Source organism: Aliidongia dinghuensis, assembly GCF_014643535.1.
Lineage (GTDB): Bacteria > Pseudomonadota > Alphaproteobacteria > ATCC43930 > CGMCC-115725 > Aliidongia > Aliidongia dinghuensis.
On the sequence record NZ_BMJQ01000034.1, the window covers coordinates 1 to 25,102 of the forward strand.

Here is a 25,102-nt window from a genome sequence, read left to right on the forward strand (position 1 = left end):
TTCTTGTTCCCAGACACCGAACCTGCACTCCGCGCTCTCCGACAGTTGCAAAACGGCGCCGTTAGAACAATCAATCTGAGGGTAAATGATCGTGTCCAGGAGGGGCATCAAGATGCGTAATCGAGCATATAGGCGAGTTGCGAGGCCGAGATGCCGACCACGCCGTCAGCTGGCGATGGCCACAGGAAGCGGCCTTTCTCCAACCGCTTGGCGTAGAGCGACATGCCGAGACCGTCGTGCCAAAGAATTTTTATTAGATCACCTTTGGCACCTCTGAAGACGTAAAGATCGCCCGCGTGCGGGTCCCGACCGAGCGCCTCCTGAACCTGAAGCGCCAGCCCGTTCATGCCGCGCCGAATGTCGGTGCGGCCAACCGCCAGCCAAACCCGCACATCGCTTCGGATCGGAATCATCGCGCCCGCAGCGCCTTCACAATCGCCGATGCCAACGCCGGTGGCGTCGTCATCGGAAGACGGACCAGCCCCTTCTCGCCGACCTCGATCTCGACCATCGCGACCGGCGCCAAGGCGGTCGCAGGCTCTACCGGCACCACGACCATCTCATTGAACCCAGGCACCTGGCCCGAGGCCAATGCCTCCCTCCGCCATTTATAGATCAGGCTCGTCGCGACATCGTATTGGCGCGACACATCACGCACGTTTGCATCGGGCGCAAACGCTGCCGCCAGGATCTGCCGCTGCTCATCCTCGCTCCACCGGCGCCGCCTCTCCGGGCCGGTTATCAACGTCATCTGGCTCATGCTGTGCTCGTAGCTGTGCTCGTAGCTGCGCTCGTAAGGAGAGCTTATGAGCGCAGCTTCGCTACCCGGTCATAACCCGGCAAGGCGGCCCACCCCGGAGGCGTACGGCATGTCCTGGATGCGGCATCGACCGAACCCGGGTGGCGCTGCCCAACTGTCCGAACCTGCCGGGTCAACTCAGCGGGCTCACCCAGTTACCTTTTGGACAGCGCCAGATCGCTGCCGTGTCGGTCCCATACGCTCCGCTCAAGGGCCTGTGCACGCAGTTCATGCTTAAGGATCTTGCCTGTCGAGGTCCGCGGGAAATCGGGTCGGAACTCGATGTATCTCGGTACGCAGTAGTAGGGCATTTTGTCTGCTGCCCAGGCGCATAGCTCTTGTGCGGTGATTTTCCCATCCGGCGCGAGCACAACCGAGAGCATCACCTCTTCGTCGGCCAGTTCTGAAGGAACCCCGTAAGCGGCCACGTCGACAACGGCTGGATGGCGCAGGAAGACGCTTTCCACTTCGTAGCTCGATATGTTTTCACCCGCCCGGCGCATGTAGTCCTTCTTTCTATCGAAGAAATGCAGATTGCCGTGGGTATCGAAAACACCGAGATCGCCGGTCCTGAACCAAAGGTCCCGTGTCGTTGCGAGGGTCAGTTCCGGACGGCGCCAATAACCGTCGAACATTATGCCAGGGCGATGAGGGCGCAAGACGATCTCGCCAACTTGCCCCGCCGGGCACTCTTCGTCTTGGTCATCGAATATTCTGACATCGAAGTCTATCGGCGTTCCGGCCGAACCTAACGCTGCTTCGTCTTTGGTGTCGAGGATGGCCACCCGACCCGCTTCCGTCAGGCCGTAGCCAAGATTGCCCACCCAGCCGACTCCGAAGCGCTCACGCCAAAGGGCACAGTCCTCCTTGCTGAAGGGAATCCCGGTCACGATCCTCAGGCGACCAAAACAGCGGCGCTCCGCGTCGCTTGGCGGGGCGTTCGCGATCAGCGGACCCATGGATCCGACGACAGAGCCTATGGTGGCGCCAGTCCGCTCTATTTCCGCCCAGAAGTTCGAGACCGAGAAGCGCGGAATGAGGGCTACCTTTGCTCCGACGAAGATGGCCGGCAGCACCACTCCACAAGTCCCGTACACGTGGAACAAGGGCAGTGCCGACCACACCACATCCGACGATTCGATAGCCAGTTGGCGGACCATGGCGCGCCCGATGTAGCAGGCGTAGCTGTGTGAGACCATGCAGCCCTTCGCCGGGCCGGTCGTGCCCGATGTGTACAGGATCATGGCAAGATCGCGGGGGGCCGCGGACCGTTGTGGCGCCCGCTCGGGCCGCCCCTTCAAGATGCCTATGTCCCTCAACCGGGCGTCGGGGCGAAATTCATCTAGTCCGTCAGATATCACGAGAGCATCGGCGGCAGGGTCGAGCACATCCATGATGCGCTGCAGCGCCTCCTTCTGCGTGACAATGAAGCGGGAGCCGGAGTCCGTGAGCTGATGGCGCAATGCCTCGCCCTTCAGCGCGGTATTGAGCGGCACATAAACGGCTCCGAGGCTCAGGACCGCAAACCACAGCATCACGCCGAGGAGCTTGTTTTCGATCATGACGCATACCGTGTCGCCAGGGGCGACGCCGCATTGGTCCAGTCCGGCAGCGAAGCTATCCACCTCCGCCTTGAAGTCTGCGTATGTAAAACACTTGCTTTCGTAATCGATGCAGAGGCGTTCCGGCCACGCCCGAGCCGCGTGAGCCAATGCACCCGGGATAGTGTCGTCGTTCTGGCGAGTCCACGTCCGCCGGTGCGGATTCGAAACCAAGCCATCCATATGGTTCATGTTGCAGTTTCCTTCCCTTGCCAGGCCGGCTGTGTCCCATCGTTTTGTGTGGGGCGTGCCTTGGCGTTTTACTTCTGCTACGTGCCTAGCCGGCGGTGTCGTGCGACCGCGCTTCTTTTAGGATGATGTTCATAACCGCAGTGCAGTCGAGCCACCATAATAATCTGCTTGGTCGAGTGCCCGTCCAGTCAGCGCTGAACGAAGCCTCCAAGGCGCCGGGGTGGCAGATCGGTCTTGAGCGCGGTGCAGGCAAGGGGAAGTGCCCTGGTCCGGAACAGGGTCGCTCAACACGAGAGCTCGGGTGAATATGGCGCCTTTGGTCGGTTCGAGATCGGATGACGGTTTTCGGCCGCATCGCAGCCAGGGTATGCCATCGCCGGGTCGTACGCCCTTCGGTTGGAAAACGATCGTTTTATTTTCTTGACGGTTTTTTCGAGTTGATGCAGCTTCCATCCATGCAAAGCATTCCGTCACTCGATAGCGCAAAAACCGGTAGCGGCACCCTGGGTCGCCTGGTTTGCAGTGCCATAGCTAGGTTCCGGGACCGTCAGGCGATGTCCGACGGCCATACGGAGTGGACTTACCGCGATCTGGGGGAGGCGATCGGCCGATTTATATCGGCCCTCCGCAATCGAGGTTTGGCCAAAGGCGACGGCATTGCCGTGCTTTCAACCAATCGGGTGGAAGCATTCGCCCTGCTTTGCGCTGCCAATCTCTTAGGTGTTCGCTACACGCCGCTCCATCCGCTTGCTGCCGCGGCGGAGCATGCGTTCATCCTCGAGGACAGCGGCGCAGCTCTGCTCATCGTGGATACGGGCTTTGCTGAGCGCGTCGGTTCGCTCCGCCAGAGCCTGCCGGGCCTTGAGATCGCCGCCCTTGGGGCGGTGCCGGGATGCCCGGATATCCTAACGGAGCTGGCAGGGCTCGCGCCAGCTCCCCTGGTCGATCATGCCGACAGTGAGGCGATCGCCTACTTGGCCTATACCGGCGGAACAACGGGGCGCTCCAAGGGCGTCATGTTGTCTCACAGGTCTCTCGTCACAATGGCGAGCATCATTGCGGCGGAATGGGAATGGCCGCGCCTACCGCGCTACGCTGTCGTGACGCCCATCACCCATTCCGGTGGGATCAATATCTATCCCGTTCTGCATCTCGGCGGTTACGTACGCTTGATGCAGGGGTTCAAGGCAGCGAATTTCTGCCATGTCGTCGAGAAGGAGCGGCTGAACTGTACGTTTCTTGTCCCGACTCTGATCGGCGCACTGCTTGATGACGCCGGATCCCGGGCGGCTTTCGACCTGTCGTCACTCGAACTCATAATCTATGGCGCCGCACCCATTTCCCCGGATCGGCTCCGCGAGGCTATCGACACGTTCGGCCCGATATTCCTGCAGCACTATGGGCAGACGGAATGCCCGCAATGTGCTTGCACGCTTCGCCGAGCGGATCACGACCTCTCCCGCATCGAGCGCCTCGGGTCCTGCGGTGTTCCGGTTCCGACCATGGAACTGAAGCTCTTCGATGAGCACATGCAGGAAGTGGAAGTCGGCCGGCCAGGTGAAATCTGTGTTCGCGGCCCGTTGATGATGAGCGGCTATTGGAAGCAGCCGGACGCCACAGCAGCGGTATTCGCGGGTGGATGGCTGCACACTGGCGATGTGGCGATCCGAGACTCAGATGGTTACATTTATATTGTCGACCGCACGAAGGACATGATCATTTCCGGAGGATTCAATATCTATCCCCGGGAGGTGGAGGACGCCATCATGTCGCATCCGGATGTCGCTCAGGCCGCCGTCATCGGGGTGCCCGATCCCAAATGGGGAGAGGCGGTCAAAGCCTTTGTCGTCCCCCGTCCAGGTCGTACATTGAACCCCGCGGCGCTGATGCAGCATGTAAAGGACAAGCGCGGTGGCCCTTGGACTCCGAAGTCGGTCGAACTTGTAATGGAAGTCCCGCTTACTTCGTTGGGCAAAGTAGATCGGAAAGCATTGCGAGCGCGGTACTGGCAAGGCGAGTCCCGTTCGGTTTCCTGATTGATATGCCTGGATCGCATCCTCGATGGCCATTCGAGCGTGACAAACTCGACGCACTCGAAGCTGCGCTATGATCTACACCGATGGATGGCGTCGGCTTGGCACTTGAGATGATGTGACGGATAAGGGGCCAAGGAGAGATCGCGGAGGCAACCGGTATGAGCGCACCATCGATCGGACTGTTCCGGCGACCTGTCCAGCGCGAACTCCGTGCGCACCGATGGATATTCTAGATCTTCGATATCTCGCAGTGACGGCGAGCGCCATGAGCCTGACGCGGGCCGCCGAAATGCTCGGATTAAACGCATCAACCATAAGCCGGCGCATCACCCGCGTCGAGGACGAGCTGGGCGTCACGCTATTCGAGCGCGGGCGATCGGGGCTACGGCTGACGGAAGCTGGTCGCATGATGATGATTCATGTACAGCGTTCGCTGGACGACATCGAGGCGCTGATCAGAGCAGGGCGGAACAACGGGCATGGGCTGACTGGAAAGGTCCGCCTCGGCGTACGCCTGCCACCAATCGGCGAGCTACTGCGAAGCCTGCTGGGAGCATGGCGGCTTGCTGCCTCGGATGTCGAACTCGTCGTCTGCGAGATGAACGACCACGAGCTGCAAGCAGCGATCGCCGAACGCCGGCTGGATGTCGCGTTTGTCCCGAGGCACGCTCTTTGGCCGAGAGCTGCGTCGATGCCGGCCTATCGGGAGGCGCTGGTAGCGGCATTGCCTTCACTCCATCCCCTCAGCGCGAGTCCGGCCGTGACATGGGATTTGTTGCGAGGCGAGGTCGTGCTCACTCAAGAATGGGAAGGCAGCCACACGGCGCTTGAATTTTTTGCATCGTTTCTCGGAAGCGGCATTCGTTTCTCGGCTCACCCGGCGAGCAAACAGACGGTGCTCGGCCTCGTGGCGGCAGGATATGGTGTCACCTTGGCCACGGCGAGCCAGGGCACGGTCGGAGTTCCTGGAGTGACCTACGTGCCCATCGCCGAGCAGAATGCTTGGGTGATGGTCGATCTCGTATGGGCTGCCGACCGCGAGGAGCCGGTCGTCGGACGGTTCGTGGCTTTCATCCGCGATGAGGCCAGATCACGGGGGCTGGGTTGAGCTTTTCGTGCTCCGCCGGGCTTTCGAAAAGCCGCGGTCGGTTGCCATGAAGCGCGAGATCATAGGGACGATCAAGCGCGCAGGTTCGACCGGCGGCTGGCCGGTTTCTCTCCCCAGCGCCTCGCCATAGGCAAGGAGATCGCGGTGCAGGGAGCCGCTCACCTCGATCGTCAGCTTGACCGGCTTGTCGTCCTCGATGGGACCCAGCTTGAGCTTGCTCATATGTTCACCTCTCAGCCTTTGTACGGCTCCAGCACCAGGTCGTGAGTGACGAGGACACGCACAGGGAAGCCGGGGCGGATCGTGATGGTGGGTTGGATGCTGAGCGACCGGCTGACCACCTGTTCGCCAGCCTGATTGAGGCTTTGCGATGCGCCCTGCCGGATCGCCTGGGCGAGATTGTTCTCGCTGTCGCTGGTGCCGGCTTCCGCGCTGACGCTGAGGATCGTCGAAAGAAGCGCGGCCTTGAACAGCATGCCCCAATGGTTGTCGACCTCGTCCTCGAGGCCGGCATAACCCTCGGTATCCGTGCCGGGCTGCCGTTCCAGCACGACGGACGTGCCGTTCGGCATGATGATCCGGTTCCACACCATGAGCGCACGTGATTGGCCGAAGGCGATCTGCGCATCGTATTGTCCGATCAGCCTCGCGCCTTGCGGAACGAGAAGGATTTTCCCCGTCGGGCTATCGTAGACGTCCTCGGTCACCTGGGCCGTCACCTCGCCCGGCAGATCGGAGCGCAGGCCCGTGATGAGCGAAGCCGGAATGACGGACCCCGCCTGAAGGACATACGGGCTCGCCGGCGGCTGGATCCGGTCCGGGCTGGTCGTGCGCCTGTCGACATCCCCGTTGAGGAACGCCAGCTTATGGTCCTGGGAGGTGAGGCTGGCAGCGGAGGGATTCGCCGGCGAAGCTGATGGCGGCAGGGTCGGAGCTGTGGGGGCGGCCTGGATGCCGATGTTCGTCGTGGTGAACAGGTGGCTCGTGCGCGCGGCCTCCTGTTCCTGGGCGAGCCGCTGCTTCTCGGGGTCTTCAGCAGGCGCCGGTGCCGACATGCCGGGTGCCGGCGCACCGGCGTTGAGGATAGGTCGGCCGAGGTCGCCGGGGAGCGGAGGTCCGAGCTGGGGCGCGCTCTTCGGAAGACCGGTATAATCCTTCGGCAAGGACGCCAAGCCGTCGGGCGTATTGCGATTATTGGTGTTGTAAAGCTCGGACCCCGTGGTCTGCTGCTGGGGCTTCAAGGCGATGAAGAGCGCGCCGCCGACGCCCAGCGCCGCGGCGGCACCGAGACCGAGCAGGACCTTCCGCGAGAGGCGCGTGACCGGCGCCCGGCCCGATCGCAGCCGCATCTCCTGCGGCGGGTGCGGCGCGCTGGTGGCCTCCTCGTCTTCTTCCCGAGGCGCATCGCTCACGACTGCGGCCTCCCGTCGGTCCGCACGATGCGCACGACCTGCTGCTGCTTGCCGCCGAGCTTCAACTCGGCCGCCGCAAACAGGCGGTCGACGATCATGTAGTTGCTGCGGACGCGATAGTTGACGAGCTGGCCATCGCCTTCGGCGCCGATGACCCAGAGCGGCGGCAGTTCGCCTTGCGCAATGCCGCTCGGGAACGCGATGAAGACCTGGCGCCCATCGTCGAAGGCGCGCAGCGGACGCCAGGCCGGGCTGTCGCCTGCGATGCGGTAGCGGAAATTCAGCGCGTCGACATTCACTCCTCCGGCGACCGGCGCGGCTGCATCGGCGGCGGCATTTTGCTGGTGCAGCGCAATGAGTTGGTCCTGCGGATAGATCCAGGACACGGCCGCCATATAGGTCTTCTCATCGGAGCGGAGCTCCAGATGGTAGGTGCGCCGGTCGGTGTCGATGACGAGATTGGTGACGAGATCGGCCCGGGTCGGCTTGACGAGAATATGGATGTGCTTGCTGGGCCCGACCCCGCTCTCCGTGTCGCCGATGATCCAGCGCACCGTGTCGCCGGCGGCGACCGGCCCCGAGCCGACAAGCTGCTCGCCGGCTTCCAGCGTGATGTCGGTGATCTGCCCCGGCGCCGCGTAGACCTGGTAGAGCGCGCCGTCCGACCAGGGATATTCCTGGATGGCGTTGATGTAGCCGGCGCGCGTGGGCTGGATGCGCGCGGCACCATTGGCCTGATCGACGCGGGCTTTCGGATCGGCGGCTTCTGGCGGTGCGGTGCGTCCGGCCGAAAGCGGCTTCAACTGACCGGGCAGCGGCAGCGGCTTCGGCAGTTCGACGATCTGGACGGGCTTGGGCGGATCAGGAGCCAGGATCGCTTTGCGCGGCGTGTCGTCATAGCTGATGACTGGCGGCTTGTAGACGGAAGAGCATGCGCCGAGAGAGGCGGATGCGAGCAACAGCGTGGCAAGCGGCAGAGTGCGCATCAGCCGAGTTCCTTGGACCAGTTGAGGGCGTGGACGTAGACGCCGAGCGGGTTCTTCCGCAGCCGATCGGCATCGGTCGGCGTCTGCACGACGACGGTCAGGATGGCGCTCCATCGCTCGGTCGAGCTGAGCGCGTCATCAATGTAGCGGCGCTCGACCCATTCGACGCGGAAGCTGCTGCTGGAAGCGCGGATGACGCTGGCGACGTCGACCGAGACCTGCTCCTTGCCGATCTTGGCGAAGGGGTCGTTGGTCCTGGCGTAGTCGTTGAGCGCAAGCGCGCCCTTGTCGGTGACGTAGTTGTAGGCCTCGAGCCAGTCCTGGCGGAGCACGACCGGATCGGCGGGGATGCCGCGGACCTCTTCGATGAACCGTGCCAGATGCCACGCGATCTGCGGGTCGGTCGGCTGGTAGTCGGCGACGGCGGGTGCGACGGCCTGCGCCTGTCCCAGCTTGTCGACTTGCACGACCCAGGGCGTAATCGTGCCGCGGGCTGACTGCCAGACCAGTCCGCCGGCGAGGCCGCCGCTGAGAAGAAGCGAGCCGAAGAAGGCCAGCCGCCAGTTCTTCGCCTGGACGCGGGCCGAGCCGATGCGCTCGTCCCAAACTTGGCCGGCACGCTGATAAGGCGTCTCGGGTGCTGGGGTCTTGCCGTACCGGACCATGGGTCGTCGGAACATCGGTCATTCCCCCTCTGAAAGATCGACGCCGGTTCCGCTCGACGGATGGTCGCCGGACTGGATCGCGCGGTGCGCTGCTGAGGCGCCTTGGCTGATGGCCTGGTTGCGGCGCATGCGACGGGCCCAGGCCGGTGGGCTCGAGGATCCGGCGGCCGCTCCGGGCGCAGCACCTTCCCCGCTCCCGGCCGGGCCGGCGGCGGCGGACCGGCTTCCGGCGGCGAAGCTCTCGCGCATGCTGGCGGCGGCACGACGAAGCGGGCTCATCGCGGTATTGCCCGCCGAGGAGGCTGCGGCCTCGGCGACGCCGGACAGGCCGCCGGCGCGGTAGGCGGTGGTGGCAGCACCCGCCAGGGTCGCGCCGCCGCGTGCGGCGCCTGCCGCCACGCCGGCGGCTGCGCCGACCGCGCCAACGCCGGCGGCCGCGAGCCCAACACCTGCTGCGCCGACACCGGCGACCGCAAGACCCGTACCGATGGCGGCGCCGGCGCCGAGCTGCGGCCCACCCGAGATCAGCCCGTTGGCAATGCCCGGGCCGAAGATCGTGAGCGCGAACAAGGCGAGCGAGGCCAGGATCAGCGTCAGGGCGTCGGAAATGGTCGGCGGGTTGTTGAAGCCATTGGTGAACTGCCCGAAGATCTGCTGGCCGATGCCGACGATCACGGCGAGCACCAGGATCTTCACGCCCGAGGAGACGACGTTGCCGAGCACCTTCTCGGCGAGGAAGGTGGTGCGCCCGAACAGGCCGAAGGGGACGAGGACGAATCCCGCGAGCGTGGTCAGCTTGAACTCGATCAGGCTCACGAAGAGCTGGATCGCCATGATGAAGAAGCTGACGACGACGATCATCCAGGCGACCAGCAGGATGATGATCTGGACCAGGTTCTCGAAGACGCTGGTGAAGCCCATCATGCCGGAGATCGAGGTCAGGATTGGCTTCCCGGCATCGATGCCGACCTGGGCGAGCTTGCCCGGCTGCAGGAGCTGCGCGGTCGAGATCGTGCCGCCGCCCGCCTCGATGCCGAGGCCGGCGAAGGAGTTGTAGATGATCTGGGCGAGGTTGTTGAAATTGCCGATGATGAAGGCGAAGACGCCGATGTAGAGCGTCTTGCGGATCAGCCGGGCAAGCACGTCCTCATCAGGCACCAGCGCCCAGAACAGACCGGCGAGCGTGATGTCGATGCCGATCAGGACGCCGGCGAGCCAGCGCACGTCGCCTTGGACGAGGCCGAAGCCAGAGTCGATGTATTGGGTGAAGGTGCCCAGGAAATTATCGATGACGCCGGTGCCGCCCATCGCACTTACCGACCCTCCGGCGCGGACCGGTCATCAAAGAAGCGCCGCCGGTTCTCGGCCCAGGTTGCCTGGCAGTCCGCATCCTGTTCGGCGGCCGGCCCAAGCGCCTGGCAGCGAGCGAGCGCCGGCGCGAGCGGGTCACGGCCGGAGGGCGGCGGCGCGGTATCGTGGCGCGCAGGACCGCTGCCGACATGAATTGCGGCAAGGACGATCGCAGCCGCCACGAAGGCGAAGGCCGCTGCGCGCCCGATCGCCTTGAGGCTGGGAACCCGAACGCACATCAGTGGAACATCTGCGCGGAGCCGGGCTGGTAGCCGGCGCCGTAGTTGAGAAAGTTCCGCATCTGCTGCTGGGATTGCACCTGGCTCTCGAGCTTGCCGGCGCCGTCGATGCTCTGCGCGCGGGCCATCGCGGCGATGACCGACGTCACGTCCGCGAGCTGCTGGGTGGCGAGGCCCATGAGCTGGTTGCCGGATTGCGCCGCCTGCAGGGCGCCGCTGGCCGATTGGCTCGACGAGATCAGGGCGTTGATCTGGGTGCGGGCGTTGTCGAGGTTCTGGACCACGCCGGCCTGGACATGCATCGAGTCCTGGTAGGCCGCGCGGGCGTTCTGCCAGCGCGTCTGGGCGTCGGCCAGGAGCTGGGCGTTCGGCGTCGAAGCCGAATAGCTCTGCGGGTAGACTTGGGTAAAGGCCTGGTCGATCGTGCTGACGCTGTAGGCGATGCGCTGCGCCTGGGTGAGGAGCTGCTCGGTCCGCTGGATCGACGCTTCGAGCTGCGCGACCGACGAATACGGCAGGCTGGCGAGGTTCTTCGCCTGGTTGATCAGCATCGTGGCCTGGTTCTCCAGGCCCTGGATCTGATTATTCACCTGCTGCAGCTCGCGCGCGGCGGTGAGCACGTTCTGGGAGAAGTTCGTCGGGTCGTAGACGATCCATTGCGCCCGGGCAGGTGCCGTGGCCGTGGCGAGCGTCAGGGCGACGACGCCCACGCCGAGCGCGGCGCGAACATGGCTGCGGTTCATGGTGTGGTCTCCTTCACGGGCGAGAGCATGCCGGCGGCCCAGTCGAGCCCCTTGCTGCGCAGCCAGGCCGCGGCGAAGCCCGCCTTGCCGTGCTGGGCGAGGAGATCGGCGATGGCGGCCTGGTCGGTCTTCGATGATGCGGCGGTGAAGGCGAGTGCCACCTCCGAGAGGCCGAGCTCGAACAGGCGGTTGCCGCGGCGCGACTGGCAGTAGTAGTCGCGCTTCGGTGTCGCGCGGCTGAGGATCTCGATCTGCCGGTCGTTCAAGCCGAAGCGGCGATAGACCACGGCGATCTGGGGTTCGAGCGCGCGCTCATTCGGCAGGAACAGCCGTGTCGGGCAGCTCTCGATGATGGCCGGCGCAATGGCGGAGCCGTCTATGTCCGCGAGCGATTGCGTGGCGAAGATGACGCTGGCGTTCTTTTTGCGCAGCGTCTTCAACCACTCCCTGAGCTGGCCGGCGAAACCTGGATCGTCGAGGGCAAGCCAGCCCTCGTCGATGATGAGGAGCGTCGGCTGGCCGTCGAGCCGGTCCCCGATGCGGTGGAAGAGATAGGCGAGCACGGCGGCGGCGGAGCCGCTGCCGATCAGCCCCTCGGTCTCGAAAGCCTGGATGTCGGCCTCGCCGAGCCGTTCGGCTTCCGCGTCGAGCAGGCGACCCCAAGGCCCTGCGACGGTGTAGGGCTGGATGGCCTGCTTCAGCGCCCCCGATTGCAGCAGCACAGAGAGGCCGGTGATCGTCCGTTCCTCGAGCGGCGCGGAGGCGAGCGAGGTCAGCGCCGACCAGAGATGCTCCTTCAGCTCCGGCGTGATCGCCAGAGATTCTCGGCCGAGCAGCGCCGCCACCCACTCGGCCGCCCAGGCGCGTTCGCCGGGATCGTCCACGCGCGCCAGAGGCTGCAGCGCCACAGGCTCGGCGGCGTCGCCGGCGAGGGCACCGCCGAGATCGTGCCAATCGCCGCCCATGGCGAGCGCCGCCGCGCGGATCGAGCCGCCGAAGTCGAAGGCGAAGACCTGGGCGCCTGAGTAGCGACGGAACTGCAGCGCCATCAGCGCCAGCAGCACGCTCTTGCCGGCGCCGGTGGGGCCGACGATGAGCGTGTGCCCGACATCGCCGACATGGAGCGAGAAACGAAACGGCGTCGAGCCCTCGGTTCGGGCGAAGAACAGCGGCGGCGCCTGGAAATGCTCGTCCCGTTCCGCGCCCGCCCACACGGCCGAGAACGGCATCATATGCGCGAGGTTGAGCGTCGAGATCGGCGGCTGCCGGACATTGGCGTAGACGTGGCCGGGCAGCGAGCCGAGCCAGGCTTCGACCGCGTTGACCGTCTCGCGCATGCAGGTGAAGTCGCGGCCCTGGATCGCTTTCTCGACCAGGCGCAGCCGGTCGTCGGCGGTCCGCGCGTCCTCGTCCCAAACCGTGATCGTCGCGGTGACGTAGGCCTCGCCGATCAGATCCGAGCCGAGCTCCTGCAAGGCGGCATCGGCGTCGAGCGCCTTGTTGGCGGCGTCGGAATCCATCAGGACAGACGCCTCGTTGGTCATGACCTCCTTGAGGATCGCCATGATCGACTTCCGCTTGGCGAACCATTGCCGCCGGATCTTGCCGAGCAGCCTGGTGGCGTCCGTCTTGTCGAGGCAGATGGCGCGCGTGACCCATCGGTACGGAAAGGCCAGGCGGTTGAGGTCGTCGAGCAGGCCGGGCCAGGTCTGCGACGGGAATCCCATGATGGTGAGGGTGCGCAGATGCGCACGGCCGAGACGCGGCTCCAGGCCGCCGGTCACGTCCTCGTCGATCAGGATGGCGTCGAGATACATCGGCGTCTCGGGCACGCGGACGCGCTGGCGCCGGGTCGAGATGCAGGAATGGAGATAGGTCAGCGTCTCGCCGTCATCGAGCCAGGCAGCTTCGGGCATGAAGCCCTCGACCAAGGCCAGGACACGATCGGTCCGGTCGACGAAGCCGTCGAGCGCCGCGCGCCAATCGGTCGAGCCGCCTGCGCGGTTCTCGTAAAGCCAGGCCTCGGCACGTGCTGCGTCGTCGGCCGGCGGCAGCCAGAGGAGCGTCAGGAAGTAGCGGCTCTCGAAGTGAGCGCCTTCCTCCTCGAACTGAGCCCGCCGCTCGGCGTCGACGAGGCCCGAGGTCGGCTCGGGGAAGTCGCTGACGGGATAGCTGTGCGCGGGCTCGCGTTGCGCCTCGATGAAGATGGCCCAGCCCGAGCCGAGGCGGCGCAAGGCGTTGTTGAGCCGCGAGGTGATCGCGACCAGCTCGGCCGGCGTCGAGGAATCGAGATCGGGGCCGCGGAAGCGTGCCGTCCGCTGGAACGAGCCGTCCTTGTTGAGGACGACCCCTTCGGCGACGAGCGCCGCCCAGGGCAGGAAATCGGAGAGGCTCTGGGCGCGGCCGCGATATTCGGCGAGGTTCAGCATGGCAATCTCACGCGACCAGATGCTGCGGGTAGCGAAGGTGGCGGCGCACCACGTCGACGAAGGCGGCATCGCGCTTGGCGGCCCAGACCGCCGCGAGATGGCCGATCAGCCAGATCAATCCGCCGACGATCCAAAGCCGCAGGCCGAGCCCGACGGCCGCCGCGAGCGTGCCGTTGACGATGGCGACGGCGCGCGGCGCGCCCCCGAGCAGGATCGGCTCGGTCAGGGCGCGATGGACGGGGGCGTAGAAGCCGGCGATGGGTGCGTCCTGCTCCATCACTGCACCAGGACTCCGCCGCCGAACTGGAAGAAGCTGAGGAAGAAGCTCGACGCGGCGAAGGCGATCGACAGGCCGAACACGATCTGGATCAGCCGGCGGAAGCCGCCGGAGGTCTCGCCGAAGGCCAGCGTCAAGCCGGTCACCACGATGATGATGACCGACACCACCTTGGCGACCGGGCCCTGCACGGACTCGAGGATCTGATTGAGCGGCTGCTCCCAGGGCATGTTCGAGCCGGCGGCGTAAGCCGGGGCGGTCATGAGGGTGACGACGGCAGCGGTTGACGCCGCAGCGAGCGCGCGACGGGCACGGTTGAGCATCACGGTTCTCCGGCGGGGGTGAGGACGTAGTCGCCGTCCGCGCCGAGGCCCTTCACGGCAGCCAGCTCGGCGAGGCGGCGGGAGGAGCCGCGCCCTGCGAGCACGGCGATGAGGTCGATCGTCTCGGCGATAAGCGCGCGCGGGACGGTCACGACGGCTTCCTGGATGAGTTGTTCGAGCCTGCGGAGCGCGCCGATGGCCGAGCCGGCGTGCAGCGTGCCGACGCCACCCGGATGGCCGGTGCCCCAGGACTTCAGGAGATCGAGCGCTTCCGCGCCGCGTACCTCGCCGATCGGGATGCGGTCGGGGCGAAGGCGCAGCGAGGACCGGACGAGGTCGGACAGCGAGGCGGCCCCGTCCTTGGTCCGGAGTGCCACGAGGTTCGGCGCGGCGCATTGCAGCTCGCGCGTGTCCTCGATCAGCACGACGCGGTCGTTGGTCTTCGCGACTTCGGCGAGGAGCGCATTGACCAGCGTGGTCTTGCCCGTCGAGGTGCCGCCGGCCACAAGGATATTCCGGCGCTCATGCACGCCGACGCGCAGCAGCTCTGCCTGCTCAGCCGACATGATGCCGGCGGTGACGTAGTCGCCGAGCGTGAACACGGCGACGGCGGGCCGTCGGATCGCGAAACACGGTGCGGCCACCACGGGAGGCACCAGCCCCTCGAATCGCTCCCCCGTTTCCGGGAGTTCTGCCGAGACGCGGGGGCTGCCGGCGTGGACCTCGACGCCGACGTGGTGGGCGACCAGGCGCACGATGCGCTCCGCATCGGCGGGCAGGATGCTGTAGCCGGTGTCGGCGAGGCCGCCGGACAGGCGATCGACCCAGAGCTTGCCGTCCGGATTGAGCATGACCTCGACGACGGCCGGGTCTTCGAGGAACCCGCCGATCGCTTCGCCGAGCGCGGTGCGCAGCATGCGCGCGCCTCGGGCGAAAGCTTCCGAGCGATGGGAGATCGTCATGTCGAACCCCGCAAGTTCGCCTCCAGTCGGAGGCGGATGTGTCAGCGGGGTTGATTAGAAAGAGCCGGAAATATGCCTTTGCAACAATGGCGATGAGCTCGGAAGGCTCGCGGATAGAAAAACATGCCGCCGGTACAGTCGTGCCCTCGACCAACGGCTGCGAGAAAGATTGCAAAGGGTCGGGACTCGGGCTTCGATCTCAAATTTAGCGCGCACCCCGCCAAGGGGCCTGCACGCCAGATATCGGCAAAACATCCAGAGGCTCAGGCTCTTTGTCGTGATCGTCGGCCTCGTTTCTTTTACGATGGGGGGGCGTCAAGCATCGCGACAGGCTTCCATTCCGGCCATTACGTCCATCACGTGGCGGGGCCGAGGATGTTGAACGTACCGCTGGGCATCGTCGTCGGCTGGATCGTGTTAGGCTGACCCGTCCCGGAGCCGCGCTCGACACACATCCTGAAAAAATTTGACCATCAGCACGGCGCCAGGATCGGCATCAAGGACCGTCTCGAGATCGGGGTCTCGGAGCCGAAGGCGTCGTGTCGCGATCGCCAGAAGAAACTCCGAAGCGGCACCACCGCGCTCGTAGGCAGAAGCAAGGATGATTCGTCGAATGAGGCGGCCCAGTTCACGGCTTTCCTTCGGCGCCTCCGCGAAATTCATCTCGAACGGATAGCTCGCGCGTAAGATGCAGGCCTGAATAATGTCGTCGTTGAAGCGACCGAAGTTTTCTGGCGCCAAAATCGTTTGTTGAAACCAATTGCTTTTGATCGCGGACTTTCCGTTGACATGGGCATTCGCACGGAGCCGCTGAAGGACGGCGGCGATCGTAAAGTAGACATCGGCCTGACTGTACCCGCGTTGTGGCACACCGTCGGGCCAGAAGACAAAGCCAGGCTGGAGCTTCAGCGCACCCCCCGCCTTGTTAGAGACAAACAGATCGTTCGTCATAGCCAAAGACGTTTTGCGAAGGCGCGCACTGCGACGTTCGATCCGAGCTCTCAGTCTGGCAGGAACGAGTGCCTTCACATCTGGTTCGTTCAGAAGCCGGAGTTCATCAGCCCAAGCATTGTTTTCCGACGAGACCGGGAGGACCAGTTTCTCGATCTCAACGACCTGATATGGCTGGGGATGGTGCGTTTGCGTGAGAGTGCGCGCAAGCGCCTCTCGACGGGGTTCTCCGGTAACTTTGGAAAAGCCAACTAAATACAGGATCGGCGCGTCGGGCACCGAGCTTCTGAGGTCACGGCTGATGTCGAGCAACGCACGGCCGCTTTCGATCGCCGAGGCGACAACTAACACCGAAGATTTTGTCTCTACCGGAATATTGTTTAGTTCGCCTCGCAAGAGAACTGTCGGCGAGGTTTCACTGAAAGTGACGATTTTTTCCGCAAGCGGAGCAGCATCGTCATCGCTCAGGATAACGAAAGCGAGTGACTTCGGGAGTGAGCGCCGGAGCGCGTACTCCAAACGGTCGACGAACTTGGGATGATTGAAGAGCTTCGTCGGATTGACATTGAACTGGCGCGGCTGTTTTCCGGTCGTCTTGCCCAGACCAATTTCGAAGATGCCGCCATGGGCGAACCGCTCCATCAGTGGCGCGAGCCCTGTTGGTGCATCCTCCTTTTTGACCAATAAGGCTTCCTGTTGGGGGCCGGCGAACTCGAACTGATCTCCTTGAAGTTTGATGGCATGCGAGCCGGCGGCGCACATCCAGCAACCTTTTGCTTGCTCAACAGCTGGTAGCTTTGTTGCGCCTTCCGGGTTTTTCTTTTCGTCAAAACGGAGGTCGCAGACGATGTTTGATCGGCTTTTGTCCGTACCAAGGAAGAGGAGATGGGTAATCTGCGTCGGCGGAAAGCCCACTGTTTCGACCAACTCCGCCGCCAGGCTTCCGCTCGACGAGCCGGAGATCAACACGACCGCATCATCCAGATGCGGCGCGAACTGGTAGTTCTTGATCCCCGCATAAGAGGCGAAATTGTCGGCGAGGATCGCAGGCGTATCCCCAAAAGAGGCGCGTTGCTCGTTGACCGCTGCGACGACTGCGTAGAGCGATGGCGTGTCCAGGTAGGCGGTCGTCGTGGCCTTTGGGATGAACTGCAACGCACAAAACGCGATGAAGGAAATCTCTGCGCCGCGCGTCAGAATGTTGGAGAGGCGAATGAACCGCTCGGTGTGGCGGCCCGATGGGTTCTCGAAGTGATAGGTCGTGGTCGACTCAACGAATCCGTGCCGCGCGTTGAAGATGCTTGTGACAGCTCGCCTTCGAAAATCATCGAAGGTGACCGCGTGCTTTGCGGCGGGGCCTGCCACGCACTGACGTTCGGTTTCCTTACCGCAGCAATCATACCCAATGAGTGTCACTGTCGTGCGGTTGCCCAGGCGCCCCAGCGTTGCGAGATTCAGAGAGGCTGTAGCCAGTTTTTGGGAAGTCGCCGCGAAAGACGGTCCACGGACGACAACGACGATTTCGTCTGGAACGAGGTTGGCGTCGATCTCAGTCTCGACGACGGTTGCGAACTCGTCCGGATCGAGTGTTGGGGTCGCGGCATAGATGACGAGGACGTCGTAGGACGCGGACTTGCGGGTGATCTCGAAGCGGTAAGGAAAGAGCGAATGCATTCAATCAACGCCGCATCGGGAGAAGTACGGTCAACAGACTGCCGGAGACGGGTGCCAGGGCATGTTGGTCAGGTGGATCGTAGCGTTGGAGCCATACTTCGTTCTCTGTCTCAGTAGGTGTTGAGAAGTCTGCGTAGAGGGAGAGTCGACCCGTTCGAAGCCGAAGAAATCCGCGCTGACGCCGAAGTAGTCGGATCACATGGGGGAGCCCTTCGCCAAAGTGGCTGTCGGTTTTGGAGCTACCGCGGCCAAAGCAGGCACGAACAGCATCTTCTTCCTGATCGAGGGTAATGTGCTCCAGCGGCTTGCTTAACCAGGTCACAGCGAAGCCTGGTCCTGAGTCGAGGATCGAGAGCTCAAAGAAATGCGTTTGAGCATTCCCTTCTGGCGGGACCAGCGATCGGCAGTAGTCGGCCAGTGGGCGGAAGCCTTCGACGATGCGTGCGAGGCCCTCCGGGCTCATCGCGTGGTGTTTGGTCTTGACCGCGCGGATCGAGATTTCCAAGAGATCACCGGCGGCATCGTGGAGCGCATGGTCCTCAGTGTTCTTGAAGATCTCGTAGAGCATCGAGCCGAGAGCGTCCGCTGCGTCCGAAGCGACTAGCGGAAGGTATTCTTTCGGAATGGCGCCCCGCAACAACCATCCCGCGAGGTCTCTAAAATTTTCACGAGGCCTGAGTTTGGACCCGCCACGATTATCCCCAACGTAGAGGAGGAACGGAGCGCCTCGTCCAAGATGATCTGCGCACAATATCTCCGCGGAGGCTCCGCGGTATCCGCTTTTGGGACGCCGGCTTTGGAGTTGGTCGAGCCGGCCCAGTGCCGCAGATCTCAAAGCCTCGAAGAGGTTTGTTCCTTCGCCACGGCCTGTGGCTGTCTTCGCACAGAGGGCCGCGATCAGGCCTGGCAGACGCCGGACAAAGTCGCCAATCTCTGGGGTCGACGAGATGAAGGTTTCGAGATGTCGGGTGCTGGTCCGCTGTGCCCACGTGACTACGACCTGCGCCAACGCAGCTTCGGCGCCGCCGATCATGTGGCGCGTGTTCGTTGGCATCCGAAGCGGCTCGGTGATGGGAGTGTTCATCAGCCGCTGGAGCGCTTGCTCGCTTGCAGGAATCGTCGATTGGGCCGTGATCTGCACAGACGCTCTCCGGCTCGTGCGCCAGGTTTGTGCATCCTAGGCGTTACGATGTTCGATCCGATGTTGATAAAGGGGCCGCGGGAAGTCGGCCAAGATCGATCGAGGATCGGTTATCGCCGAAATTTGGTCCGTTCGCCAATCTCAATTTTTGGGCGAGGAGTGGCGGATTTTAGCCTTGAGTGATCGGCCTCACGAGCTTGCGTCGTCGTGAGGCGGATACGAAGCCGAAACATCACGGATCACTTCATCCGAAAGTTTCCGCCCGCGCGCCAACCGACGCCCAAGCGCTTCGATGAAGCCTTCGTACCGTTCACGGCCCTTCGTCTGCGCAGCGGCGAGCGCCGCTTCCGGCAGAGCCGGGGTACTGGTCAGCCAGAAGCGAACAAAGACCGCCAACGCCTCGTTCGAGATGTCGACGTGCCGCTCGATCCGCTCAAGATGGCGGCTCATCCGGTCAAGCCGCCGCGCCAATGCCGCTTCGAGCCGATCGGCGCCGTCGGGAGAAAGATGCGAGGCAAGCGCCGCTTCCACCACCAGCGCTTGGGGGACGCGCTTCCTGGCGGCGTAGTCAGCGAGCTTGCTGGCGAGATCGGGCGGAAGACGGAATGTGTGCTTGGTCCGCAACGCCGCTACATCCCGAGATCGTCGGCCGGATCGATGGCCGTCTGTTGCCGCACGGTTCCGAAATTGCGCTCCATGATGCGCTGACGTTGGACCTCGTCGTCGGTATCCTCCTCCGGCTCGAACTCGTTGATGACCTTGCGAGGCTCCGGAACGATTTCTTCGTGCTCGGGCAGTTCCGGTTCGCGGCGGATGCCCGAATTGGCGGGATCCTCGGTCGAGGAGACGGATGGTGCGCCGATGATCGTGCCCTCCCACTCGCCGGCGGTCACCACGGAGATCTGGGGCGCCGCGGAATGGCCAGGCCGAGCGAGACGCGGCGGCGGAAGGATGCGCGTCGTCAACTGGGCGTCCTCGAAGTATCGGATCTTCTTGGCCCGGATCGGGTTGCAGCCTGAGACCAGCACCAGCTCGTCGTCGTGCGGAAGCTGCATCACCTCGCCGGGGGTCAGGAGCGGCCGTGCGGTTTCCTGACGCGAGACCATCAGATGGCCGAGCCACGGGGAGAGCCGGTGGCCGGCGTAATTTTTCATCGCACGCATCTCGGTCGCGGTGCCCAGCGCGTCGGAGACGCGCTTCGCCGTCCGCTCGTCGTTGCTCGCGAAGCTGACGCGGACATGGCAGTTGTCGAGGATGGAGTTGTTCTGGCCGTACGCCTTCTCGATCTGATTCAGCGACTGCGCGATCAGGACGCTCTTCAGCCCATAGCCGGCCATGAAGGCGAGCGCGCTCTCGAAGAAGTCGAGGCGCCCGAGCGCCGGAAATTCGTCGAGCATGAGCAACAGGCGCTGGCGGCGCCCTTTGGCCTGCAGGTCCTCGGTGAGGCGCCGGCCGATCTGGTTCAGGATGAGCCGGACCAGCGGCTTGGTCCGGCTGATATCGGACGGCGGCACGACCAGGTAGAGGGTGGCGGGCGCCTTTCCGCCGACCAGATCGCGGATGCGCCAGTCGCATCGGCGCGTCACGGTCGCGACGACAGGGTCACGGTAGAGCCCGAGGAACGACATCGCGGTCGAAAGGACGCCCGACCGTTCGTTGTCGCTCTTGTTGAGCAGCTCGCGCGCCGAGCTCGCGACAACAGGATGCACGCCGGCCTTGCCGAGATGCAGCGTGGTCATCATGGCGCGGAGCGTGGTTTCGATCGGACGCCGCGGGTCGGACAGGAAGTTGGCGACGCCGGCCAGGGTCTTGTCCGGCTCAGCGTAGAGGACATGGAGGATCGCGCCGACGAGAAGCGAATGGCTCGTCTTCTCCCAATGGTTCCGACGTTCGAGCGCGCCTTCGGGGTCGACCAGCACGTCGGCGATATTCTGGACGTCGCGGACCTCCCACTCACCGCGTCGCACTTCGAGCAGCGGATTGTAGGCGGCGCTTGCCGCGTTAGTCGGATCGAACAGGAGGACGCGGCCGAACCGCGCCCGCCAGCCGGCGGTCAGCGTCCAGTTCTCCCCTTTGATGTCATGGACGATCGCGCTCCCCGGCCAGGTCAACAACGTGGGCACGACAAGGCCGACACCCTTGCCGGATCGAGTCGGCGCGAAGCAGAGGACGTGCTCGGGACCATCGTGCCGGAGATAGGCGCCCTGCCAGCGGCCGAGCATCACCCCCTCCTGATGGATCAAGCCAGCGGCACGGATGTCCTTCGCATCGGCCCACTGGGCGGAGCCGTATGTGGTGACCCGCTTGGCCTCGCGGGCGCGCCAGACCGACAGCGCGATCGCGACGACGACGGCGGCGATCCCGCCGGACGCCGCGATATAGGCGCCTTCGACGAAAATATCGCGGGCGTAGGCGTCGTAGGCGAACCACCACCAGAAAAAGGCTGGCGGTTGGTAGATCGGCCAGCCCAGGATGGTGAGCCACGGGTGTCCCAGTTCGGGCTGATAGGCCAGCCGCCACGCCACCCACTGCGTCGCGCCCCATACAAACGCGAGCGCGACGGCGCTGACAGCGAGGATCTGGCCCCAGAGGATCTTAGTCGCATTCATGGCGACGAAAGATCAGGACTGTTTCACGACACTGCTGCAATAGCGGAGAGATATCGTTAGGCGCCTAGGATAAGGTAGAATGCAAATCGGACAAATTTACGTGGTCGGCAATCGACCAAAGCCGGTCGTTCAGTTCAGCTACCGCGAACGTCCGCTCCTGACAAAAGCTGTCGTAAAACGCTCCGAAACGGACTGTCAGGAAGCGCGCCCCATTGCGGCATTCGGGTCCTAGATCCCCGATCCTAGAAGCTGCCATTGAGCCTGTAAGGTCCTGCGGCGAAATCGTCCCATATCCGAGGGCCTTGTCGGCCTTCGCGCTGTTCGGCTTGTCGGAAGAGTACACAGCGGTTTGATGGGTGCGCGAATTGTCGGGTGGCGCAATAAGGCGCGTCGGCGGCTTGGCACTCTAGCGCCAATAGTAGGCGTCCTGCCGTGCCGCATCCGTGCCGCTCGGCGACCGGTCGCGTGCCGCCTGCGCGACGCGATTGTGGCTTAACAGGAGAAACATCAATATCATCACACAGGGGTCTGCAATGAAAAAGGTGATTCCGAACGGCACTGCGATCAAGCAGCTCAGAGAACAGCTCGAGCGCCTGTCGACGCAAAAGGAATTCGCAAACGCGATCGCCGCTAGCGTGCGCATGCTGCGTAAGATCGAAAATGAGAACACGCCGATTTCGGTGGTTCTGCTCGATCGCATCGCCAAGCTATTCGGCGTCCATCGCGACGTTCTCGCCGCGACGCCTCTGCCGCTCCCGGCCGCCGGGGCGAGTTCTGACGCCGATCGGCCGCCCCTGTTCGAGGACAAGGACCAGCTCATCCCGCGCCACGATTGGGATTATGCGCAGGCGACATCGGACGAGGGCAAACTCTACGACGAAGCCGCCAGCTCGCACGATCTCGCCTGCGTGATCGAGATACCGTTGACCGACGAAACCGGAGGCTACGCGCAGGAGCTGGTCGACCTCCTCACCGGGCTCACCTGGTCCCGGCGCGACATATTGGTGGACATCCCGCCCTCCGATCAGATCGCCATTCGGCGGCGCATCCGCCAGCTGATGGTGATGCTGCGCGGCAATGACATCTGGATCTACCAGACCAAGGTCTATCGTCGACTGCCCGAACGCTACGATCTCCCGCCCGAGTACGAGCCCGCTACGCACCAATCGCGCTTCGTCATCGCACTTGGGCCGCCGGGAGAATATGGCGAGACGTCGATGCGCGTGCCGATCGACCATGGCCAGCCCTTTATTCTTCCTTCGTGGAAGAAGTTCATGGCCAAGCAGGAGGTCGCCTCGTGCTGACCGCGATCAAGCGGATCAAGGGCCTCGGCGTGTTCGGCGACTTCACCGCGCCCGCCGACCTGCCCGCTTTTGCACGCTACAACATCATCTATGGCGAGAATGGTTCGGGCAAGACGACGCTGTCGCGCCTGTTCGCGGCTCTGGAAGCCGGCGCCCACACCGACCATGCCGACCTCGAATACACGATCGAGAGCCAATCCGGCACGCTGAGCGCCGGCCAGCGGTATGGGCGCAAGGTCCGCACTTTCAATGCCGACTATGTTGAGGCCAATATCGGCCAGTTCCACGGCCCGCTTCGCCACATCCTGATCATCGGCGAAGAGAACAAGGCGCTCGCCGAGGAAGCTGCGGTCGAGCGGGCGACCTATGACGAGCGATCGCGCGCGATCACGGCGGCCGAAAGGGCCGCAGAGAAGCTCGACGCCGACAAGGGCAAGGTCTTTTCCGCGATCGCCAGAACGATCGGCGAGGCGACCAGCGGCAGCACGCTGCGCAGCTACCGCAAGCCCAATGCCGAGGCGGTCTTCGCCAGGGAACGCGATCTCGCGCCACTCTCGGACCCGCAACTCGAGGCCCATCGCGCAACCGTCCATCAGGAGCAGCTCGAACGCGTCGCTATGCCTGTGCTGCCTCTGCAGCCGTGCGACCCGGCGCGGCCGTTCGCGGATGTCGCCACCGCCTTGCCAGCAGAGATCGTCGCCTTGCTCGCACGCACGGCACAGGCGGGTGCGCTGCGCCGCCTCGCTGAGGAGCCGATGATCGCGCGATGGGTCGAGGAAGGCGTCACGCTCCATCGCGCGCACAATTCCGATCATTGCGAATTCTGCGCCCAGCCGCTTCCGGCGGCGCGAATGGCGGCGCTTGCCGAGCATTTCGGAGTCGAGGACCAGCGGCTGAAGGCCGACATAGAGCAGACCGCACGGATCGCGCGTAACCTTTCGGACGGCGTCGCCACATTGGTTTTTCCGGCGAAGACCGCCCTGTATGCCGAGCTTCGCGCCGACTACGAAACCGCGGTGGAGATGGCCGAGCGCTGCCGCACCGCGCTCCTCGACCAGATCGACGTTGCCGCCGCGGTGCTGGACGAAAAGCTGCTGAACCGCGCAACCGTGTGTACGCGCGATATCGCGATTGACCCCCAGCCGTTGACCGCGGCGCTGGCGACCCTGGCGGCGGTGATCGAACGCCACAACCGCAAGACCGAGGGGTTCGAACGCGCCAAGGCCGAGGCGCGCACCCAGCTCCAGCGCCACTATTTGTCTACCATCGTCGATCAGGTGCGCGACCTCGACGCGCAGATCGCCGTGCAGAAAACCATCAAGACCAAGCTAACTGACGGCGCCGAGGACCTGCCCGATCCGCGCGGCTTGCAGGCGCTCAAGGATTCGTTCGAGGCGAAGCAGGCTAGGGTTTCAAGCGAGCACGCCGGCGGTGCCGCGCTCACCGATAAGCTCAAGATCTTCCTGGGCCGCACCGATTTGCGCTTCGAGTCCGGTGCTGAGGGCTATCACGTGCAACGCTGGGGCAAGCCGGCCAAGCGCCTGTCTGAAGGCGAGAAGACCGCGATCGCCTTCCTTTATTTCACCGTCCAGCTCGGCGACCAGGATTTCAACGTCAAGGAGGGCGTCGTCGTCATCGACGACCCGATCTCAAGCCTCGACGCGGCATCGATCTATCAGGCGTTCGCCTTCCTCAAGAATGCGGTCAAGGACGCCAAGCAGGTCTTCATCCTCACCCACAATTTCGATTTCCTGAAATTGCTGCTCAACTGGGTCCAGAACTTCAAAAAAACCGACAAAGCCTATTTCATGATCGTTTGCGCCGAGGCGGATGGATGCCGTGACGCCTCGCTCAAACCGCTCGACGCGCTGCTGCTCAACCATCCGACCGAATATTGCTTCCTGTTCAAGCTGCTGCACGGCTTCAAGTCGGATGGGACGATCCTCGCCTCCTATCATATTCCCAATGTCGCGCGGAAAGTGCTCGAAACCTTCCTCGATTTCCACCGGCCCTACGAAGCCTCGCTATACGCCAAGCTCGAGGCGACCGACTTTGATTCGCACAAGAAAACCGCGATCTATAAGTTCGCGAATGATCTCTCCCATTCGACCGGCAAGGGTTTCGATCCGGCACTTGTCTCCGAAACGCAGAAGAACGTGACCTATCTGCTGGAGATGATCAGAGCCGTAGCGCCGCTGCATTATGACGGCCTCGAAAAGCTCGCGGTCCCGCAATAGGCCTGCCGCCAGGCACGGCGCGATTGCGTGCGGGCTCGCATTAAAGTGACAGTACCTTCCCTCT

General features: G+C 63.9%; 22 protein-coding genes. 4 read left to right on the forward strand and 18 right to left on the reverse strand.

Annotated features, from left to right (window positions below):
- Positions 1-107: 107 nt before the first annotated feature.
- The 3 genes from tnpB to IEY58_RS33180 form a co-directional block, all read right to left on the reverse strand.
- On the reverse strand, positions 108-413 hold the full coding sequence (gene tnpB, locus IEY58_RS33170) for an IS66 family insertion sequence element accessory protein TnpB (RefSeq protein WP_189052478.1): 306 nt from the start codon (positions 411-413) through the stop codon (positions 108-110).
- Positions 410-760, reverse strand: coding sequence for a transposase (locus IEY58_RS33175; protein WP_229744151.1), 351 nt, complete (start codon positions 758-760; stop codon positions 410-412). The genes tnpB and IEY58_RS33175 overlap by 4 nt, the downstream gene beginning before the upstream one ends.
- A gap of 194 nt (positions 761-954) precedes the next feature.
- The gene (locus tag IEY58_RS33180) at positions 955-2,592 is read right to left on the reverse strand and encodes an AMP-binding protein (protein WP_189052479.1); all 1,638 of its coding nucleotides are present in this window, start codon (positions 2,590-2,592) and stop codon (positions 955-957) included.
- Between the two features lie 335 nt (positions 2,593-2,927).
- Between IEY58_RS33180 and IEY58_RS33185 the strand changes: the two genes are divergently transcribed.
- Both IEY58_RS33185 and IEY58_RS33190 read left to right on the forward strand, forming a co-directional pair.
- Positions 2,928-4,628, forward strand: coding sequence for an AMP-binding protein (locus IEY58_RS33185; protein WP_229744152.1), 1,701 nt, complete (start codon positions 2,928-2,930; stop codon positions 4,626-4,628).
- A gap of 220 nt (positions 4,629-4,848) precedes the next feature.
- Positions 4,849-5,736, forward strand: a complete 888-nt coding sequence (locus tag IEY58_RS33190) for a LysR family transcriptional regulator (RefSeq protein ID WP_189052480.1) — start codon at positions 4,849-4,851, stop codon at positions 5,734-5,736.
- Here IEY58_RS33190 and IEY58_RS33195 read toward each other — a convergent pair.
- The 15 genes from IEY58_RS33195 to IEY58_RS33265 form a co-directional block, all read right to left on the reverse strand.
- Positions 5,719-5,958 carry a DUF2274 domain-containing protein gene (locus tag IEY58_RS33195; RefSeq protein WP_189052481.1) on the reverse strand — a complete coding sequence of 80 codons (240 nt, stop codon included), beginning with the start codon at positions 5,956-5,958 and terminating at the stop codon, positions 5,719-5,721. The genes IEY58_RS33190 and IEY58_RS33195 overlap by 18 nt on opposite strands.
- An 11-nt stretch (positions 5,959-5,969) precedes the next feature.
- A complete protein-coding gene (locus IEY58_RS33200; protein WP_456057540.1) occupies positions 5,970-7,148 on the reverse strand; it encodes a TrbI/VirB10 family protein in 1,179 nt (392 codons plus the stop codon).
- Positions 7,145-8,134: a P-type conjugative transfer protein TrbG gene (gene trbG / locus IEY58_RS33205; RefSeq protein ID WP_189052482.1), complete on the reverse strand. Its 990-nt coding sequence runs from the start codon at positions 8,132-8,134 to the stop codon at positions 7,145-7,147. The genes IEY58_RS33200 and trbG overlap by 4 nt, the downstream gene beginning before the upstream one ends.
- Positions 8,134-8,814, reverse strand: a complete 681-nt coding sequence (trbF, locus tag IEY58_RS33210; protein WP_189052483.1) for a conjugal transfer protein TrbF — start codon at positions 8,812-8,814, stop codon at positions 8,134-8,136. Before trbF ends, trbG begins: the two co-directional genes overlap by 1 nt.
- Before the next feature lie 3 nt (positions 8,815-8,817).
- A complete protein-coding gene (gene trbL / locus IEY58_RS33215) occupies positions 8,818-10,107 on the reverse strand; it encodes a P-type conjugative transfer protein TrbL (RefSeq protein ID WP_189052484.1) in 1,290 nt (429 codons plus the stop codon).
- A 5-nt stretch (positions 10,108-10,112) separates the two neighbouring features.
- A complete protein-coding gene (trbK-alt, locus tag IEY58_RS33220; RefSeq protein WP_189052485.1) occupies positions 10,113-10,388 on the reverse strand; it encodes a putative entry exclusion protein TrbK-alt in 276 nt (91 codons plus the stop codon).
- Entirely contained in the window at positions 10,388-11,131 is a 744-nt protein-coding gene (gene trbJ, locus IEY58_RS33225) for a P-type conjugative transfer protein TrbJ (protein ID WP_189052486.1), read from the reverse strand. The genes trbK-alt and trbJ overlap by 1 nt, the downstream gene beginning before the upstream one ends.
- The gene (trbE, locus tag IEY58_RS33230; RefSeq protein ID WP_189052487.1) at positions 11,128-13,560 is read right to left on the reverse strand and encodes a conjugal transfer protein TrbE; all 2,433 of its coding nucleotides are present in this window, start codon (positions 13,558-13,560) and stop codon (positions 11,128-11,130) included. Before trbE ends, trbJ begins: the two co-directional genes overlap by 4 nt.
- Positions 13,561-13,567: 7 nt before the next feature.
- Positions 13,568-13,837, reverse strand: a complete 270-nt coding sequence (locus IEY58_RS33235; protein ID WP_189052508.1) for a VirB3 family type IV secretion system protein — start codon at positions 13,835-13,837, stop codon at positions 13,568-13,570.
- Positions 13,837-14,160, reverse strand: a complete 324-nt coding sequence (locus tag IEY58_RS33240; RefSeq protein ID WP_189052488.1) for a TrbC/VirB2 family protein — start codon at positions 14,158-14,160, stop codon at positions 13,837-13,839. The genes IEY58_RS33235 and IEY58_RS33240 overlap by 1 nt, the downstream gene beginning before the upstream one ends.
- On the reverse strand, positions 14,160-15,122 hold the full coding sequence (gene trbB, locus IEY58_RS33245) for a P-type conjugative transfer ATPase TrbB (protein WP_189052489.1): 963 nt from the start codon (positions 15,120-15,122) through the stop codon (positions 14,160-14,162). Before trbB ends, IEY58_RS33240 begins: the two co-directional genes overlap by 1 nt.
- 417 nt (positions 15,123-15,539) lie before the next feature.
- Positions 15,540-17,747, reverse strand: coding sequence for a hypothetical protein (locus tag IEY58_RS33250; protein ID WP_189052490.1), 2,208 nt, complete (start codon positions 17,745-17,747; stop codon positions 15,540-15,542).
- A 4-nt stretch (positions 17,748-17,751) separates the two neighbouring features.
- Positions 17,752-18,888 (reverse strand): hypothetical protein, encoded by a 1,137-nt coding sequence (locus IEY58_RS33255; RefSeq protein WP_189052491.1) that lies wholly within the window; start codon positions 18,886-18,888, stop codon positions 17,752-17,754.
- 189 nt (positions 18,889-19,077) lie between these two features.
- Positions 19,078-19,512, reverse strand: coding sequence for a CopG family transcriptional regulator (locus IEY58_RS33260; RefSeq protein ID WP_189052492.1), 435 nt, complete (start codon positions 19,510-19,512; stop codon positions 19,078-19,080).
- A gap of 5 nt (positions 19,513-19,517) precedes the next feature.
- A complete protein-coding gene (locus tag IEY58_RS33265; protein ID WP_189052493.1) occupies positions 19,518-21,497 on the reverse strand; it encodes a conjugal transfer protein TraG in 1,980 nt (659 codons plus the stop codon).
- A gap of 533 nt (positions 21,498-22,030) precedes the next feature.
- Between IEY58_RS33265 and IEY58_RS33270 the strand changes: the two genes are divergently transcribed.
- Together IEY58_RS33270 and IEY58_RS33275 are read left to right on the forward strand one after the other, a co-directional pair.
- Entirely contained in the window at positions 22,031-22,801 is a 771-nt protein-coding gene (locus IEY58_RS33270; RefSeq protein WP_189052494.1) for a helix-turn-helix transcriptional regulator, read from the forward strand.
- Positions 22,795-25,038 carry an AAA family ATPase gene (locus tag IEY58_RS33275; RefSeq protein WP_189052495.1) on the forward strand — a complete coding sequence of 748 codons (2,244 nt, stop codon included), beginning with the start codon at positions 22,795-22,797 and terminating at the stop codon, positions 25,036-25,038. Before IEY58_RS33270 ends, IEY58_RS33275 begins: the two co-directional genes overlap by 7 nt.
- The last annotated feature ends 64 nt before the right edge of the window (positions 25,039-25,102 follow it).

Bases quoted from the DNA above. Each gene is read 5' to 3' on its own strand.
- tnpB (WP_189052478.1), bottom strand. From the start codon at position 413: ATGATTCCGATCCGAAGCGATGTGCGGGTTTGGCTGGCGGTTGGCCGC.
- IEY58_RS33175 (WP_229744151.1), bottom strand. From the start codon at position 760: ATGAGCCAGATGACGTTGATAACCGGCCCGGAGAGGCGGCGCCGGTGG.
- IEY58_RS33180 (WP_189052479.1), bottom strand. From the start codon at position 2,592: ATGAACCATATGGATGGCTTGGTTTCGAATCCGCACCGGCGGACGTGG.
- IEY58_RS33185 (WP_229744152.1), top strand. From the start codon at position 2,928: ATGACGGTTTTCGGCCGCATCGCAGCCAGGGTATGCCATCGCCGGGTC.
- IEY58_RS33190 (WP_189052480.1), top strand. From the start codon at position 4,849: ATGGATATTCTAGATCTTCGATATCTCGCAGTGACGGCGAGCGCCATG.
- IEY58_RS33195 (WP_189052481.1), bottom strand. From the start codon at position 5,958: ATGAGCAAGCTCAAGCTGGGTCCCATCGAGGACGACAAGCCGGTCAAG.
- trbG (WP_189052482.1), bottom strand. From the start codon at position 8,134: ATGCGCACTCTGCCGCTTGCCACGCTGTTGCTCGCATCCGCCTCTCTC.
- trbF (WP_189052483.1), bottom strand. From the start codon at position 8,814: ATGTTCCGACGACCCATGGTCCGGTACGGCAAGACCCCAGCACCCGAG.
- trbL (WP_189052484.1), bottom strand. From the start codon at position 10,107: ATGGGCGGCACCGGCGTCATCGATAATTTCCTGGGCACCTTCACCCAA.
- trbK-alt (WP_189052485.1), bottom strand. From the start codon at position 10,388: ATGTGCGTTCGGGTTCCCAGCCTCAAGGCGATCGGGCGCGCAGCGGCC.
- trbJ (WP_189052486.1), bottom strand. From the start codon at position 11,131: ATGAACCGCAGCCATGTTCGCGCCGCGCTCGGCGTGGGCGTCGTCGCC.
- trbE (WP_189052487.1), bottom strand. From the start codon at position 13,560: ATGCTGAACCTCGCCGAATATCGCGGCCGCGCCCAGAGCCTCTCCGAT.
- IEY58_RS33235 (WP_189052508.1), bottom strand. From the start codon at position 13,837: ATGGAGCAGGACGCACCCATCGCCGGCTTCTACGCCCCCGTCCATCGC.
- IEY58_RS33240 (WP_189052488.1), bottom strand. From the start codon at position 14,160: ATGCTCAACCGTGCCCGTCGCGCGCTCGCTGCGGCGTCAACCGCTGCC.
- trbB (WP_189052489.1), bottom strand. From the start codon at position 15,122: ATGACGATCTCCCATCGCTCGGAAGCTTTCGCCCGAGGCGCGCGCATG.
- IEY58_RS33250 (WP_189052490.1), bottom strand. From the start codon at position 17,747: ATGCATTCGCTCTTTCCTTACCGCTTCGAGATCACCCGCAAGTCCGCG.
- IEY58_RS33265 (WP_189052493.1), bottom strand. From the start codon at position 21,497: ATGAATGCGACTAAGATCCTCTGGGGCCAGATCCTCGCTGTCAGCGCC.
- IEY58_RS33270 (WP_189052494.1), top strand. From the start codon at position 22,031: ATGAAAAAGGTGATTCCGAACGGCACTGCGATCAAGCAGCTCAGAGAA.